At 48.3% G+C, this 15,665-nt stretch carries 17 protein-coding genes, 3 tRNA genes and 1 rRNA gene; 6 read left to right on the top strand and 15 right to left on the bottom strand.

Annotated features, from left to right (window positions below; all coding sequences use genetic code 11):
- Window positions 1-106: 106 nt before the first annotated feature.
- The 5 genes from KNQ06_RS00105 to KNQ06_RS00085 form a co-directional block, all read right to left on the bottom strand.
- On the bottom strand, window positions 107-3,853 hold the full coding sequence (locus tag KNQ06_RS00105) for a S8 family serine peptidase (protein ID WP_149427965.1): 3,747 nt from the start codon (window positions 3,851-3,853) through the stop codon (window positions 107-109).
- A 224-nt stretch (window positions 3,854-4,077) separates the two neighbouring features.
- A tRNA-Ala gene (locus KNQ06_RS00100) sits at window positions 4,078-4,153 on the bottom strand.
- Window positions 4,154-4,257: 104 nt separating this feature from the next.
- Window positions 4,258-5,037, bottom strand: coding sequence for a twin-arginine translocase subunit TatC (gene tatC, locus KNQ06_RS00095; protein WP_149427966.1), 780 nt, complete (start codon window positions 5,035-5,037; stop codon window positions 4,258-4,260).
- 7 nt (window positions 5,038-5,044) lie between these two features.
- On the bottom strand, window positions 5,045-5,242 hold the full coding sequence (locus KNQ06_RS00090) for a twin-arginine translocase TatA/TatE family subunit (RefSeq protein ID WP_029342825.1): 198 nt from the start codon (window positions 5,240-5,242) through the stop codon (window positions 5,045-5,047).
- The gene (locus KNQ06_RS00085) at window positions 5,242-5,901 is read right to left on the bottom strand and encodes a redox-sensing transcriptional repressor Rex (RefSeq protein WP_023469604.1); all 660 of its coding nucleotides are present in this window, start codon (window positions 5,899-5,901) and stop codon (window positions 5,242-5,244) included. Before KNQ06_RS00085 ends, KNQ06_RS00090 begins: the two co-directional genes overlap by 1 nt.
- Window positions 5,902-6,068: 167 nt before the next feature.
- Between KNQ06_RS00085 and KNQ06_RS00080 the strand changes: the two genes are divergently transcribed.
- On the top strand, window positions 6,069-7,970 hold the full coding sequence (locus tag KNQ06_RS00080) for an ATP-binding cassette domain-containing protein (RefSeq protein ID WP_029342826.1): 1,902 nt from the start codon (window positions 6,069-6,071) through the stop codon (window positions 7,968-7,970).
- Window positions 7,970-8,392: a hypothetical protein gene (locus KNQ06_RS00075; protein WP_029342827.1), complete on the top strand. Its 423-nt coding sequence runs from the start codon at window positions 7,970-7,972 to the stop codon at window positions 8,390-8,392. Before KNQ06_RS00080 ends, KNQ06_RS00075 begins: the two co-directional genes overlap by 1 nt.
- 146 nt (window positions 8,393-8,538) lie before the next feature.
- On the opposite strand, the gene KNQ06_RS00070 is transcribed toward KNQ06_RS00075, so the two are convergent.
- Together KNQ06_RS00070 and KNQ06_RS00065 are read right to left on the bottom strand one after the other, a co-directional pair.
- Window positions 8,539-9,132 carry a flavin reductase family protein gene (locus KNQ06_RS00070; RefSeq protein ID WP_058704188.1) on the bottom strand — a complete coding sequence of 198 codons (594 nt, stop codon included), beginning with the start codon at window positions 9,130-9,132 and terminating at the stop codon, window positions 8,539-8,541.
- A gap of 19 nt (window positions 9,133-9,151) precedes the next feature.
- Window positions 9,152-9,550 (bottom strand): DoxX family protein, encoded by a 399-nt coding sequence (locus KNQ06_RS00065; RefSeq protein ID WP_023469608.1) that lies wholly within the window; start codon window positions 9,548-9,550, stop codon window positions 9,152-9,154.
- 183 nt (window positions 9,551-9,733) lie between these two features.
- On the opposite strand from KNQ06_RS00065, the gene KNQ06_RS00060 reads away from it, so the two are divergent.
- The 3 genes from KNQ06_RS00060 to KNQ06_RS00050 all read left to right on the top strand — a co-directional run bounded on the left by KNQ06_RS00060 (window position 9,734) and on the right by KNQ06_RS00050 (window position 11,343).
- Window positions 9,734-10,054 (top strand): winged helix-turn-helix transcriptional regulator, encoded by a 321-nt coding sequence (locus KNQ06_RS00060; protein WP_023469609.1) that lies wholly within the window; start codon window positions 9,734-9,736, stop codon window positions 10,052-10,054.
- Window positions 10,055-10,159: 105 nt separating this feature from the next.
- Window positions 10,160-10,615: a flavodoxin gene (locus KNQ06_RS00055; RefSeq protein ID WP_214771801.1), complete on the top strand. Its 456-nt coding sequence runs from the start codon at window positions 10,160-10,162 to the stop codon at window positions 10,613-10,615.
- Between the two features lie 68 nt (window positions 10,616-10,683).
- Window positions 10,684-11,343, top strand: a complete 660-nt coding sequence (locus KNQ06_RS00050; protein ID WP_149427970.1) for a haloacid dehalogenase type II — start codon at window positions 10,684-10,686, stop codon at window positions 11,341-11,343.
- 47 nt (window positions 11,344-11,390) lie between these two features.
- Here the strand turns inward: KNQ06_RS00050 and KNQ06_RS00045 are convergent, their stop codons facing one another.
- The 7 genes from KNQ06_RS00045 to KNQ06_RS00015 all read right to left on the bottom strand — a co-directional run bounded on the left by KNQ06_RS00045 (window position 11,391) and on the right by KNQ06_RS00015 (window position 14,847).
- Window positions 11,391-11,960, bottom strand: a complete 570-nt coding sequence (locus KNQ06_RS00045; protein WP_058704191.1) for a hypothetical protein — start codon at window positions 11,958-11,960, stop codon at window positions 11,391-11,393.
- A gap of 28 nt (window positions 11,961-11,988) precedes the next feature.
- Window positions 11,989-12,996 (bottom strand): tRNA (adenosine(37)-N6)-threonylcarbamoyltransferase complex transferase subunit TsaD, encoded by a 1,008-nt coding sequence (tsaD, locus tag KNQ06_RS00040; protein ID WP_214724240.1) that lies wholly within the window; start codon window positions 12,994-12,996, stop codon window positions 11,989-11,991.
- Window positions 12,993-13,448, bottom strand: coding sequence for a ribosomal protein S18-alanine N-acetyltransferase (gene rimI, locus KNQ06_RS00035; protein ID WP_214724242.1), 456 nt, complete (start codon window positions 13,446-13,448; stop codon window positions 12,993-12,995). The genes tsaD and rimI overlap by 4 nt, the downstream gene beginning before the upstream one ends.
- On the bottom strand, window positions 13,441-14,094 hold the full coding sequence (gene tsaB, locus KNQ06_RS00030) for a tRNA (adenosine(37)-N6)-threonylcarbamoyltransferase complex dimerization subunit type 1 TsaB (protein WP_214724244.1): 654 nt from the start codon (window positions 14,092-14,094) through the stop codon (window positions 13,441-13,443). The genes rimI and tsaB overlap by 8 nt, the downstream gene beginning before the upstream one ends.
- Complete coding sequence (tsaE, locus tag KNQ06_RS00025; protein ID WP_023469616.1) at window positions 14,091-14,540, bottom strand: tRNA (adenosine(37)-N6)-threonylcarbamoyltransferase complex ATPase subunit type 1 TsaE; 450 nt, start codon at window positions 14,538-14,540, stop codon at window positions 14,091-14,093. The genes tsaB and tsaE overlap by 4 nt, the downstream gene beginning before the upstream one ends.
- 119 nt (window positions 14,541-14,659) lie before the next feature.
- Window positions 14,660-14,736: transfer RNA gene (locus tag KNQ06_RS00020), tRNA-Met, on the bottom strand.
- A 34-nt stretch (window positions 14,737-14,770) separates the two neighbouring features.
- Window positions 14,771-14,847, bottom strand: a tRNA-Met gene (locus KNQ06_RS00015).
- A 129-nt stretch (window positions 14,848-14,976) separates the two neighbouring features.
- Here KNQ06_RS00015 and KNQ06_RS00010 point away from each other — a divergent pair.
- Window positions 14,977-15,447: an NUDIX hydrolase gene (locus KNQ06_RS00010; RefSeq protein WP_214724246.1), complete on the top strand. Its 471-nt coding sequence runs from the start codon at window positions 14,977-14,979 to the stop codon at window positions 15,445-15,447.
- Between the two features lie 120 nt (window positions 15,448-15,567).
- Here KNQ06_RS00010 and rrf read toward each other — a convergent pair.
- A 5S ribosomal RNA gene (gene rrf / locus KNQ06_RS00005) occupies window positions 15,568-15,665 on the bottom strand; the annotation flags it as partial.

Below are 15,665 nucleotides of genomic sequence, written 5' to 3'. Positions count from 1 at the left end.
TTTCTGTTCTTAAAATTCCCCCTCTTCTCGTCTCATAAACCCTTCAAGGCGCTTCGGCACGCAAGAAAAGCCAGACGGATTTCCGCCTGGCTTCATCTTTTGTTTCTTATTTTTTCGTGATGACGACTGTTTTCGTAACAACGTGTCCACCGAGGTCCTTCAGTTTCAAGTTGTACGTGTTTTTCCCCTTCTTGAGCGTCACTTTTTTCGTGATTGTCTTTTTGAAGGCTTTCATCTCGTACGGCTCTTTGAACGTCCGGCGGTATTCCGCGCTACCGTTGAAGTCAAAGCGTAATTCGCTGTAGTTATCGCGAAGAACGATCTTCATCTCAGCTGTTTTTGTTTTGCTTGAAACGGTTTTTGGTGCTGTGACGCGAATCGTCGGTAATTCTGTGTCGATGATGACTTGACGACTGAACGCCACACGGTTTCCTTTACCATCGTACGCTTCGACCTTGAATGACTTGACGCCATCCGTCGTATACGTCACGTCGTGGCTGAACGCATAGTTTTGTTGGGCCGCATCGAAGCGAAGTTTGACAGATTTACCATTGATTTTGAACGATTTGATGCCTGATTCATCAGAGACGTGACCTGCGATGTTGATGACTTTTGATGTCGCAAGACCAAGTGCGACTGGTGTATCGATTTGAACGTTCGGTACCGCTTTATCGACACCTGTCGTGTTGACGTCTTTTTTCACACTGTTTCCTGCATAATCCTTCACGACGAAGGCAATCTTCGCGCGCTCTGGAAGATCCGTCAACGTGTACGCTTTTTCTGTTGCAGCAAGCGGTTGTTTCAAGACACTCTTACCATTGACGAGAATATCGTATGACGCGACACCTGTTCCTTGGTCACCTGCTGTCCACGAGAGCGTTGATTTCGACGCATCCCACTTCACAGTTGCAGCTGGTTTTTTCGTATCGATATAGACTGGGAAGAGATTCGACTGCCATTTTGCATTCGGATAATCGATCACGGATTTGACTTTGTAGTAGTAAAGACCATCCTTGACCGGTTTCCCGTTGATCGTTCCGTCCCAAGCAGCGCTTGTGACTGGTGTGTATCCGTCCTCTGAACCGCTATCGTAGTAGTTCTTGACGACGTCCGTTTGCGTATCGAGCTTCTGAAGCGTTGCTTTATTCCGGTCAAGAATCGAGTACTCGACTTTTTTCGCATTACGGAGGAACGAGATGATCGGGAAGGCTTCATCTGCGCTACCATCGTTGTTTGGTGAGAACGAAACTTTGTTCGCGACGACATCTCCAGCAGCGTTTGCGCCAAGGAATTCGAAGTTATCCTTCACTTCTGTCGCTAGACCTGTCAAACCATAGAACGTGTTGTCTTCATCGTACAATGGTGCGTCTAGAATCGGAGCTTGATCCCATTTTCCTTTAAAGCCAACGTAAGGAACCGTCAATTCTGGATTCTTACTCTTCGTATCGATCAGACGGACGAATCCTTCGACGAAGTAGCCGTTCTCAAAGACTTGTTCGAGCGGAAGTTCGTTTGCCCAGTCCGTTGTATCCTTCAGATCGACCGATACACTGACTTTCGTTGAGCTCTTCGGATTAATCGAGACCGAACTTGCTTTCTTCGAGCCAACTGCGAATGAGATCGGATATGTGCCTTTGTTTGCATCCACTGTACCGATCGTTCCCTTTTTAAAGATGCCGTTTGCTTCGAGGAAGTTCGATCCTTCTGCACCGAGATCCGATTGAACCGTTCCGGCTAACTTATATGTCACTTTTTCACTGCTGTAGTTTTTCAAATCAAGCGTGAACGTGAACTTCTCGCCGACTTCCTTCAAGGATGCCTTACCTTCACCCGACTTCGTCTCTGTGACGACGACTGGTGTCTTCATGGCAGCACGAAGATCCATCAATCCAGCTCCCTCACGACGTGGGGAGTAGAAGTTGCCTGTTTTTAGCTGCGCATTGTATTTTCCTTGATCGAGTTGCGGACGCGACGTGTTCATCAAGATGTTCTTCGCGAGCTTAACGCGTGTCGCACCATCGACTTTAAAGTCCTTCGCGATCCGTTGCATGACGAGTGCCGTTCCACCAGCAACGTGTGGTGCCGCCATCGATGTTCCACTCATGACACCATACTCATTATCGTTGAGCGTTGAGTAGATTTTTCCACCTGGTGCCGTGATTTCTGGCTTGAAGTCAAGGCTTGGTGTGACACCCCAAGACGTGAAGTCAGACATTTGTCCTGCGACCGGGTTATCGGCTGAGACTGCTTTTCCGTCGAACGTGACAGCGATTGCCTTGCCCTCTTTTGCTTTTGCTTCAAGATCGTTTCCGTCTGCGATGCTAAGCGTGACGAGTGGAATCGTCGGATTGTTGAGCGCCATGCTGACGTAATCCCCATGATCGACTCGACCGCGGACGATGACACCTGCTGCCCCTTGCTTCTCAGCTTCTGCTTGGATCATACCGTAGTTGAAACCACCGTTACGCACGACGAAGACGACTTTCCCTTTGACGTCTTTGCCTTCGTAGTTCGAAGCTTGACCGTCACCGACATAGACGACATCCTTCTTCTCTTTATCGAAGACAGCAATCGGATTCGGTGAATCTTGTTTTTGGTATGCCAAATAACCAGCATCCTGACCGTCAATCGTCAGCGCCATGCCTTCGAGTGTCAATTTCGTATTTTCGAGTGATGCGACTTGGAGTGCTTGGCTCGTTAAACCTGGGGCACCGACGACACCGATATCCGGGTTCGCTGTGTACGGGTTACCTGCACCATGACCTGCGAATGCCGAGTTACCAGCAGAAATCGCACACAAGATACCGTTGTTCATCGCGTTGACGATTGCACGTTGTTCTGGATCATCTGCATTGACGAACGATGCCGTCGATCCGAGACTCATGTTGATGACATCGGCTCCGAGTGCAATCGCATCATCGATCGCTTTAATGTAGATATCGCTGAATGTCGATGGCATTCCTGGATCGTTTCCGAAGACTTTCATCGCGAGGAGTTGTGTTTCCGGAGCGACCCCTTTGATGCCGCCGTTTGCTTCATCGCCGTTTGCTCCGACCGTACCCGCGACGTGCATCCCGTGCATCGATGCGCCCGCACCTAAATCACGGATTTCGCTATCGTGATCGGCATAGTTATAGCCGTACGGTACTTTTTCCGTGAAGTATTTTCCTTTTAAACCTTTTGTTTCTTTCGCACTATCGACTTTCGAAGAAGTCAAATCGATCTTCGTCTCAGGGCTCAAGACCATGTCCTTATGCGATGGATCGATTCCCGTATCGATGACGGCAACGATTGTTCCTTCCCCTTTAAAACCATAGTCCTGCCATGTTTCCTTCGCATTGACCATGTCCTTGCTGTACAGCATGTCTGGCTTTGCACCTTTAGCAACTTCCGGACGCGCGTATTCATGGGCGATATGTACGCTCTTGACTCCGTTGAGTTTTTTAATGTCTTCGATGTCGCCGAACTTAACTTCACCACTGAATCCGTTGATGACGGTCGTGAAGCTCTCCTTATATGTAACGGGAATTGATTTTTTAGCGATGGCTGACTTGACCGATTTTTGGACGCTGACGAGGCGATCTTTGATCGACTCTTTTTCGGCATTGCTCAATGTGCTATACCGCTTGTTTTGAGCCTGGGCGATTTGAATCGCCGGCTTCTCTTCCATCTCGATGACGACACGGACTTTATCCGATTGTTTGTAGTTCTTCTCTTGCCCCGATTTCTTCAGCGAGAGCGCTTGCGGTTTTTGACCCGTTGCTTTGTCTTGCGACGACAGTGCACCTTGCGCACTGACTAGATTGGAAGACGTCATTAAGACGGCTGCCATAAGTGCAATCTTCTTCTTCATGCGTTCGTTTTCCCCTTTTCTGTAAAACCATAGTAGTACTACTGATAAAACAGTTAAACGAAAATTCTGTATATTTAGTTTAATGAATTTAATGGAAATAAACAATTTATATTTGTCTATTTTTTTAATTTATTTGTTTTACATGACATTTTATATTTGTAAGGAATTTAACTGGGAGTAAAATAAAAACTCCTCGACGCTTCGAGGAGTTAGATATTTGGTATTGGTGGAGACTATCGGGATCGAACCGACGACCTTTTGGCTGCCAGCCAAACGCTCTCCCAGCTGAGCTAAGCCCCCATGAATTATCTTTAGTATACGCATCACTAACTGCTTTATCAATATAAAAAGAACGCTTTCATAAAAAAGAATCCCTTCCAAAATCGTCGGAAGGAATTCACGATTCATTTATTCAATTCACGCATCAAGTCCGCCTGTCGTTCAAGCTCTGCCTGTTGCTCGAGGATCAAGACCTTTTTGTACGTCCGCGCAGAAATCAAGATGCTGATCTCATAGAGAACGAACAATGGCACCGAGATCATCAAGTGTGACGTCACATCCGGCGGTGCGATCAATGCCGCAACGACGAACAGCACAAAGTACGCATATTTCCGATTCTTTCGCATGAAATATGGCGTCACGAGACCAAGACGCGTCAGGAACATCGTCACGACCGGCAATTGGAACAGAAGACCGAACGGCATCGTCAATCGGATTAAGAAACTGAAGTAGTTCTCGACTCCAATGACTTGTTCGATTCCGAGCTCTTTCCCGAGATCTGTTGAGACTTCAAGCAAGAAGGGAAGCAACCAGAAATACGAGAAGGCTACGCCAGCCAAAAATAGAAAGAAGATGACCGGAATATACGTCAATGTCGCTTTTTGCTCCTTGTCATAAAGTCCTGGTCGGACGAATGCCCAGAGTTGATACATCCAGAACGGTGACGCTAAAATCAGCGCAATGATGAACGCAAGATTCAAATACAACATTAAAGGATCGGCGACGTTGAAGGCATTCAAACCGATGCCGAGCTCTTTTAAGTCCGCTTGCAAGAAGCGAACGAGCGGTCGGACGAGCGGAAATGCGACAGCGAACAGGACGACGACGATGATAAGCGACCAGACGATCCGCTTGCGCAGTTCGTCAAGGTGCGACGTCATGCTTTGCTCTTGATCAACCGTCATGATTCAATCACTTCTCTTTCGGTTCGTCCTTTTTATCGTCGTCCATGATGCCGTTCGTGGCATTCTTGAACTCTTTCAATGTCTGACCCGCAGCGCGTCCGAATTCTGGTAACTTCTTCGGTCCGAAGATGATCAACGCGACGACCGCGATTAATCCGATGCTCGCTGGTCCGATACCTAGTGTGAGCGGGATAAGGTTTTCCATTATGATTTCACTCCTTCAGCTGATTGCGAATAATGCTTCATGAAATAAACTAACGACTGCAACTCGATCGATAAATCGATGTGATGGACCCGGACGCTCGCTGGCACGTTCAACCGCGCTGGCGTAAAGTTCAGGATGCCTGTCACACCATACTCGACTAACTCATCCGCTACTGACTGTGCGAACTGCGATGGAACCGTCAAGATGGCAACATCGACCTGATTCGCTTCGATTTGTTCTTTCATGTCCGAAACATGATAGATTGGAACGTCATGCGTCGTTGTTCCGACCTTCTCTTCGTCCGCATCAAACGCAACGACTATCCGAGTACTATTATTCTTTAAAAAGTTATAATTTGCAAACGCTGTTCCGAGATGACCGACCCCGATTAAGGCAACATTCGTCACCTCATCTTGATTCAAGGTTTTGCGGAAAAACGTTAAGAGATGTTGAACGTTATACCCATACCCCTTCTTCCCTAATGCCCCAAAGTAGGAAAAATCGCGACGAATCGTTGCTGAATCAACCTTCACCGCCTCGCTTAACTCAGCAGAAGAGACGCGGAGCTTGCCTGAATTGTATAAACTTTGGATGAAGCGATAATATAGCGGCAACCGTTTTGCTGTCGCTTGTGGAATTTTTGTGTCTGGTCCATTCATCCTGCAGTTCCCCCTTCGGCCACATCCATCGTGGCACCCAAATCTTTGCAAAAAGCTTTCTACTCTCCTTGATTGTAAACCACTTCACATAGAGTCACAAATAATATATTCCGCAGGACCTTGCGCTTTTGTTCGTGATAGACTAAAGGGTGGAAGGATGGATGGAAATGATACTCTTACAAGTCAATCAACTCTCGAAATCATTCGGCGTCGAGCCGATTTTAGAAAATATCAAACTGGAAGTACAAGAGCGAGATCGGATTGCGCTCGTCGGACGAAACGGTGCCGGTAAATCGACCTTGCTCAAAATCATCGCTGGTGAACTCAGTCATGACTCGGGCGACATCATGAAAGGCAAGGATGTCAAAATCGGTTATCTCGCGCAAGACAGTGGTCTCGAATCGAATGAGACGATCTGGAACGAGATGCTGACCGTCTTCGAACATCTCCAGGAACAAGAACGAACACTGCGCCGGATGGAAATCGAAATGGGCATGGAGCATATCTTGAACGACCCGGTCGCTTACGATCGTCTCTTGAAGACGTACGATCAAGCGCAACACGACTTCTCAGAAGCCGGTGGTTATCAGTTCGAAGCGAATATCCGCTCCGTTTTGCACGGCATGCGCTTTTATCCGGATGATTACTCGCGCCGGATTCAGACATTATCCGGTGGTCAACGGACACGGCTTGCCTTAGCAAAGATGCTCCTGCAAGCACCAGAGCTCCTCATTCTCGATGAGCCGACCAACCACCTCGATATCGATACGCTTGCTTGGCTTGAAAGCTACCTCGGTGGTTATCGTGGTGCCGTCCTGATCGTCTCGCACGACCGGTACTTCCTCGACCAAGTCGTCAATGTCGTCTACGAACTGTCGCGCAATGTCTGTCGTAAGTTCACGGGGAACTATACGAAGTACTTGGAGCAAAAAGCGGCCTTATACGATCAGGAAATGAAGCAGTTTGAACAGCAGCAAGAAGAGATCGCGAAGATGCAGGACTTCATTCAACGGAACATCGCCCGGGCGACGACGACAAAACGTGCCCAAAGTGTCCGGAAGCGGCTCGAGAAGGTCGACCGGCTCGACCGACCAGATGGGGATGAGCGTAGCACGGTCCTGTCCTTCCCGATTGAAAAACAGAGCGGGAATGACGTTCTTCAAGTCAATCAATTGGCGATCGGTTACGAAGAAGCTGTCTCAAAAGACATCACCTTCCGCTTGCAACGCGGTGAATCACTGGCACTCGTCGGACCGAATGGAATCGGGAAGTCGACGCTCTTAAAAGTCCTCGTCGGTCGCTTACGCCCCCTCTTCGGTGATTTCCGTTTCGGAACCGGCGTCTCGATCGGATATTACGATCAAGAGCAGGCGGAACTCAATGATCGGAACCGTGTCATTGATGAGATTTGGAACGAATGGCCACTGATGCGTGAACAAGAAGTCCGGTCTGTCCTCGGGCAATTCTTGTTTAGCGGTGACGATGTTTTCAAGATCGTCCATGAGTTATCCGGTGGCGAACGCGGACGTCTCGCGCTCGCGAAACTGAAACTCCGGAAGACGAACGTCCTTGTCCTCGATGAGCCGACGAACCACTTGGATCTGGATTCGAAGATGGTCCTTGAAAACGCCCTCGTCGACTACGAAGGGACATTGCTATTCGTCTCCCACGACCGTTACTTCATTGACCGGATCGCGACCCGCGTCATCGAGATGAGTGAAGCCGGCGTGACGGAATACCTCGGTGATTATTCGTACTACACGGAGAAAAAGGCGGAGCAAGAAGAGATTGCGCGTCTTGAAGCAGAGGAAGCAAAAGCCGCAAAGGTCACTGCGTCGAAGACGATCGACAAGGAAGCACAGAAAGAAGAACGCAAGCGCCGTCAGCAGATTGAGCAACTTGAACAAGACATCGAGCGGCTCGAACAGCGTTCGGCAGAAATTGAACAATTACTCTGTGAACCGGAAGTCTTCAATGATATTCCGAAAGCGACAGCTCTTTCAGCAGAACGTGACCAGATTGATGTCGATCTGCTCGAATTGATGGAACGATGGGAGAACCAACACTGATGCGGACGAAAAGTTTTTTCATTAACTTGATTCAAGGACTGCTATCCGGCATCCTTTATTTCGTACCGATGTATGCGGACTACGTGTCCACCTTCATCCGGCCGGATGCTTTTAATGCCGCGCTTCCTTTGTTCCTCCTGATTTCTTGTATGATCGGTCTCGTCATCCAGACATGGAGCGGTCTTTTCGTCAGTTTACTTTCGGGATTATGCTGTACGCTCCTGACGACACAGCTATTCGTCGAACTCACTGACCCGTTGATCTTATCGTATTACGGTAGTGTCTCACCGCTCACCGCTTTCTTGATCAGCTGTGTCGGCATTTGGGCACTCGCGATCGTCTTTTATTTGCTCGATGGCTATCAGTACAGTAAACGTCATGGTCTTGAAGCCTCTTCAAACGAAATCGATCCGCAACCTTGAAGTCCGATCGCTTAATCAGATGAACGACATGAGAAAAAGGAGTGGAGATTCCGGTAGCTAGACCGGTCTCTCCACTCCTTTTCGTTTGAATCGAAACGTTCCTCGTCAAAATAGATCGTACGATGAATCAAGCATTCACACTACTATCATTTTGTCGGTCGGGCAATCGTAAACGTCTTCCCGATCGTCGCATAATCATTCCCTGCTAAACGAGCGACAGCCTTCAATCCTGCTGCGTCAATCCGGAACGACTCGACGAGTTCATCCGCGACGTGATAACGCAGTACTTCCCCAATCAAAAGATCGGCACCTTCTAGCTCGACATGTTGCGTCAAGCGCATCTCGAAGCGGATTTTCGCTTCGGCGATTCCAGGTACTTCGATCGCGTCACTATCGACGAGCGTCAAATCCGTCCGTTCGAGCTCACTTTCACCATAAGCAAGTGGCGCTGCTGTCTCATTGACTGCGTCGACGATCTCTTCGCTGACGATATGGATGACATAACTTTGTTTCGCCAAGATGTTACGTGCCGTATCCTTCTGACCCTGATCCGTCCGTTGTACGGCAATCACCAGTTGTGGCGGACTGCTTGATGCGACCGTAAAGAAGGAAAACGGTGCGGCGTTGACCGTCCCGTCTTCTCCTTGCGTTGTTACGAAAGCAATCGGACGCGGAATGATGCTTCCGATCAGTAATTTATAATTGTCTTTTGCGCTAAGCGTTGATGCCTCGAACTTCATGAATGACCCACCTTTTTCCTCACCCGATGAGTGCAGCGAGTGAATAGTCTCCAGCACCGATCATCGCTACACCAAGGGCGATGACGATCAATGCCATGTTGTATTCGTACCCGTTCTGCGTCACCCAGTAACCATTCGCACCGTGTACTTTAACGATCGCGACAAGCATCGATCCAATGATGAGGAGCGCTGCGATCCAGAGGAATACGCCTCCTGCGAACAATAAGCCGCCGATCAATTCAGCAAGACCCGCTGTAATCGCGAGTGCCTTCCCTGGCTTCATGCCGATCGATTCGAACCAACCGCCTGTTCCAGCGATTCCGTGTCCGCCGAACCAACCAAATAATTTTTGTGTCCCGTGTGCAGCGAATGTTAAGCCGATGATTAAACGAATAATTAAAAGTCCTGTATCCATCATTTCTCTCTTCTCCTTTTACCTAATGTATTTTAGTTACTTTAAGTAACTCAATAAACAGACTATATCTTATCACTTACTAAAAGTAAATAGATTTGTTTTAGTTCAAGACGTTACATTAAGTAAAATGATTCGATTTTTTTAGCAGAAGCGGGTATACTACAACTATAGAAAGGATGAGTGCTGATGGAAGAAGTCGCAATCCAACCGGCTCTTTGTCCCAAAGTCGAACATGCCTTTGAAATCTTAGGTAAGAAATGGACGGGTCTGATTTTGCGTCACTTGTTGACGAAGACATGTCGTTTCAATGAGATTCAAGATGCCATTCCCGAATTATCAGGTCGTATGCTCACGGAACGTATGAAGGAGCTCGAAGCGGAAGGCATCGTCATCCGGACTGTCATTCCCGATCGTCCGATTAAGATTCAATACAGTTTGACCGACAAAGGGCGCCAACTCGAACCGGTCATTCGTTCCATTGAGGAATGGGCCGAACTACAAGACTAATGTATAGAAAAGCATCTTCTTTGGAAGGTGCTTTTTTATATGTCCTTTGACATTGATAATCATTATCAATTAAAGTAGAGAAGTACAGTGAAAGGAGGAAGATGCATGCATATCGCGATTGGATTCGTCAGCATGTCCGGTAATACGGAAGATATCGTCTCGCTCATTCAACATGAACTCGAGCAACACGATGTCGACGTGACGATCACGGAACTAGATCAATTCGTCGGGGAGGACTTATCACGTTTTGATGGTCTATTACTCGGCTCATATACATGGGGAGACGGTGATTTACCGTATGAAGCAGAAGACTTCGTCGAGGAGCTACGGGAACAATCCTTAGACGGGATACCGGCTGCTGCTTTTGGTTCGGGGGATCTTGATTATCCGAAGTACTGCGCAGCGGTTGATTTGATTGAAGACGCGTTAAAAGAAGCTGGGGCGACCCTCGTCACGGATGGCTTGAAGATTGAGTTTGATCCGAATACCCCGGAGAAACAGGCCGCTTGCCGCGCATTCGCACAGACGTTTCATCGCTTTTTACGACAGGTTCATTCTTGAGTGTCGTTTGAATCCGTACTGTAAGGGAATCGTTAAAACAGACTCTATGAAAGTGAGATGAATGTTTTATGACGATTCAAGCACTTGTCTTTGACGTCTACGGTACATTATTCGATGTCCATTCCGTCAAAGAAAAAGCCGAAGAACTTTACCCGGGTCACGGAGAAGCGATCAGCAAACGCTGGCGGGAGAAACAACTGGAGTACTCTTTCCTCCGACAATTGAACGGACAGTATGTGCCGTTCAGCCAAGTGACACAAGATGCTCTCCGCTATACGTTACTCGAACTGAAGCTCCATGTGACCGAGGAACAAATCACGACCTTAATGGAGACGTACCTGACGCTTAATGTATATCCCGAAGTTAGCTCCGTTCTCGAGACGATGGCGGACAAGCGCCTAGTCGTCTTCTCGAATGGTTCCCATGATATGCTCGATCCGCTGATTGAGCAGTCAGGCTTAGCCGATCGGTTCGAACATCTCGTCAGTGTCGATGATATCAAACAGTATAAGCCAGCACCTGCATCCTATATGCATGCCTTAAACACGCTCGGTCTAAAACGCGAGGAAATCCTCTTCATGTCCTCGAACGGTTGGGACATCACCGGGGCGAAGAGTTTCGGCTTCAAAACGGCATGGATCAATCGAAATGGACTTCCGGTCGAGGAATTGAATCTCGATCCCGATCGTATCTATGATGACTTGACGGGTATCACTGAATGGCAATGAACGAACAACAGCGGACTCCTATTTAGGAATCCGCTGTTTTCATGGATTTAGTAATTAGACAAACGTGAGTAACCCTTCTTGAATAGATCGAGTTTCAGACCGCCTTCTTTTTCGATGAAGAAGAGGTATTCGTTTTGATCCGTATCCTTATAGAAGACCTTAAATAACGTCAACGTCCGTTTTTTATTGTTCTCGACAGCCGTCACCTCATGCTTTGAGATGACCTCGGCTTGGACTTGTTCTGCATCCATCTTTTGAATCATTGGTTCGAATGACTTCTTTTCTTGATCCGTCACTGGTGTTCCGGAAGCAATCATGAAATAATCATCACTCGCCTTGTTCGTTAAACCATACTTCCGATCGACGATGACGACGTTACTGAGCTTACCATTGACTGTCTGATCAAAAGCATATAACTTTTGAATCCGGGTCTTTTCCCCTTCTGCTCGTCCGATTTCGTAAAGTGGACGTTGTTTCGTATTCGTCTCGACCGCTTTTTTATCGGGTACGAGTTCTTCCTTATAGGCGACTTGGTATGCGTTGACGATTTCTCGGATCTGAAGTCCGATCGCGACGATGACCAGTACCGCTAACAATGCGATGATGACTTTTTTCATTCCATTTCCCCCAAGTTGTTCGGATTCCTTACTTTAAATCTAGCCCAGGTTCTGCGTTCATGGCAAGTGTCGAATAGCGTAACGCGCGATACGGATGAATCGCAGCCGCTCCGATCATCGCTGCATTGTCTCCACACAGGTGCATCGGCGGAATGACGAGATCGATTCCTTCCTTCGCACACGCTGCTTCGAGACCTTGGCGTAATCCTTTGTTGGCAGCGACGCCACCAGCAAGCAGTAATTGACGTCCCCCTTTATCCTTCACGGCACGGACCGCCTTCGTCACGAGTACCTCGACGACGCTCGCTTGGAAACTCGCAGCTAAATCTTCCGGGATGATCGTTTCTCCCCGTTGTTCGGCGTTATGCACAGCATTGATGACTGCTGACTTCAAACCGCTGAAGCTAAAGTCATACGAATCCTTTTCGAGCCAGACACGTGGAAAATGGAACGTATCCTGACCAGTCTGTGCCAACTGGTCGATTCGTGGACCACCTGGATACGGTAACTTCAACGTCCGAGCAACTTTATCATATGCTTCCCCGGCGGCGTCATCCCGTGTTTCACCAATGACTTCATATACACCGTCTTCCGGCATGTAGATCAGTTCCGTGTGCCCACCTGATGCAATCAAACAGACGAGCGGAAACTCAAGCTCTTGCACGAGACGATTCGCATAGATATGACCTGCGATATGATGAACACCGATCAATGGTTTATTGTGAGCAAAGGCGAGTGCCTTCGCTGCGCTGACACCAACGAGCAGTGCTCCAACGAGTCCAGGTCCTTCCGTGACGGCGATCGCATCGATATCGTCGATCGTGACGTTTGCTTCCGTCAAAGCATCATCGATGACGTATGTGATCCGTTCAACGTGATGGCGTGAAGCCACTTCAGGCACGACGCCACCGAATCGTTTATGACTTTCGATTTGAGACGAGACGACGTTCGATAAGACGTCGATTCCTCCACGGACGACGGCAGCTGCCGTTTCGTCGCAACTCGATTCAATTGCTAGAATCAATGGTTGTGTCATAGGTCTTCTCCCTCCAGCTCCAGCCAGTAGATGGCAGCATCTTCATTGTTATCTTGATAATATCGTTTTCGGACACCGACATACTGAAATCCGAGTTTTTCATATAAAGTCCGCGCTGGTGTGTTCGAGACACGTACTTCGAGTGTCATCGCCCGCAAACTAAGCGCACGACCGACGGCGATCAATGCCGTTAGCAGATCTTCCCCGAACCCTTGTCCGCGATGCGACTGCTTGACGGCAATATTCGTAATATGTCCTTCATCCGCGATATGCCACAGACCAGCAAACCCAACGATACCATCTTGATCGGCAACGACATAATAGGCATTCGGATTTTGTGTCATTTCCGCTTCGAAGGCATCTAGCGTCCACGGTGTCGCAAACGATTCGAGTTCAACCGCATGAACACCTGCAGCGTCCTGTACGGTCATCCGACGAATGCCCTTACTCATGACGCTGTGCCTCAATCCATTTCGCCTCTGCTTCAGCTAGACGCAGGTATCGTGGTTCGAACGCATGCGCTTCGACCGTCTGGCGTGTTGCACCGAGTAAAGCGAGTACACCGGCACGTGGAGTCCGGAAAGCAGGAGCCGCCTTTTCAAATGGCTGAAGAATCTCTTCGAACGCATCGACGTCTCCTGTGACGAGCGTATCTGGCGGTAACGTCTTCACAAAAGAAGCGATCTCGACATGCTGTTCTTCACCGATTCGTTTCCCGGCGTCGTACACTCCGACAAACCCTGCTCCACGCCGCGCATCTTGAATTGCTGCGACACGTCCCGTATGACCTGTCGAAGCCGCCATCAGTTCAAGTGTCGAGATGGCAACGAGCTCGATGCCCAGTGTATAGGCGAGCGTCTTCGCTGTCGTCGCTCCAATCCGTAATCCGGTATAAGAACCAGGACCGTCAGCAACGACGACACGTGTCAGTTGAGCCGGTGTCCATTTTGCTTCCACCATCAAGCGCTCAAGCAACGGCATGAGTTTCGTCGCATGATTCAAGAACGTGACATAAGAAGCTTCTGCTACGATCTGTTTCCCGTCTGAAAGAGCAACCGATAATTGTTTCGTCGATGTATCAATAGCTACGATTTTCATGATTTCAATCCCTCACATAATGTAATGTATCGTTCTCCGATCGGCGTCAGCTCAAAACGTCGACTATCATCACCCGTTCGCGTGATCGTGATTGCCAAACGTTCAGGTGGGAGGCTGTCCGCGATCAATTCAGACCACTCGACGACGGCGACGCCTTCACCGTTCAAATATTCTTCAAGTCCGATATCATCACCGGAACCTTCCAAGCGATAGACATCCATGTGATAAAGAGGAAGACGTCCCGTATAGACTTTCATGATCGTAAAGGTAGGGCTGTTGACGTGACGCGTCACACCTAACCCTTTCGCAAAGCTTTGCGTAAAGGTCGTTTTCCCAGCACCTAAATCCCCATCGAGCGTAATGACCATTCCCGCTTCAGCACGTCGTCCGAGTTCAAGGGCCAAGGCAGTCGTTTCTTCCAAGCTGTTCATTTCCAGTTCTATCATACGATGTCTCCTCCTTTAATACGTACTGTTCGTCCTTCTCTATTGTACCGAACGAAAAAGGCAAAAAAAAATACGAAACGCTGAACGTTTCGTAGTAAAGTTGAAGTTAAGTTTAAAATTGGTTGCGGGGGCCGGATTTGAACCGACGACCTTTGGGTTATGAGCCCAACGAGCTACCAGACTGCTCCACCCCGCGACGATAAACGTTTCGGATTTGATTATTTAAAAATTGGTTGCGGGGGCCGGATTTGAACCGACGACCTTTGGGTTATGAGCCCAACGAGCTACCAGACTGCTCCACCCCGCGATGATATAACGTTTCGACAGATATTAATATAACATGCGTCTTTTAAATTGGCAAGTCTTTTTGCCTTATTTCTTTTTACTAACTGTCATAATGAATATTCTTCTATACTGATACGAAAGGAGTGAGCAGATGGGATACTTATTAGATTTACGAAAGATCGTAGGCAACCGACCGTTGATCAGCGTGGGTGCGACCGTACTCGTCATGAATTCACAACATGAACTGCTATTTCAATATCGTTCGGATACACACAGTTGGGGACTCCCCGGTGGTTCGATGGAACCAGGTGAGACACTTGAAGAAGTTGCGATGCGCGAGTTGCAGGAAGAAACCGGACTTCAAGCACGCAGCGTTCAGCTGCTAGACGTCTTCTCGGGTCCTGATTACTTCTTCCGTTATCCAAATGGCGATCAAACCTACAGTGTGATCCATCTCTTTCAAGCAAAAGACGTATCGGGTACCTTACAAATGACGGACGGAGAGAGTCTCGACTTACAGTATTTCTCCCTGAATCAATTACCAACACCTCTTGAAGCACGTGCTGCAGCGCTCTTACGCCAAGTCACGCCTCGTCTTCTTAGCACAACCCCTTCTTTTTAATCTAGATGCTTCGCTTAAACTGACGTGATGGCGGATTGACATCCATTCGTCAGTTTTTTTCTTTCTTATCTAAAAGGACTACACAAAAAGACCGACCTGCAATCTGCAGATCGGTCAAGTGCCTGGCAACGTCCTATCCTCACAGGGGGAAGCCCCCAACTACTTTCGGCGTTCAAGTGCTTAACTTCCGTGTTCGGCATGGGAACGGGTGTGACCAC

The organism is Exiguobacterium sp. s91, from assembly GCF_018618915.1.
GTDB classification, from domain to species: domain Bacteria; phylum Bacillota; class Bacilli; order Exiguobacteriales; family Exiguobacteriaceae; genus Exiguobacterium_A; species Exiguobacterium_A abrahamii.
The sequence above is the reverse complement of the archived record's forward strand: the minus strand, read 5'-3'. Positions and strand labels throughout refer to the sequence as shown.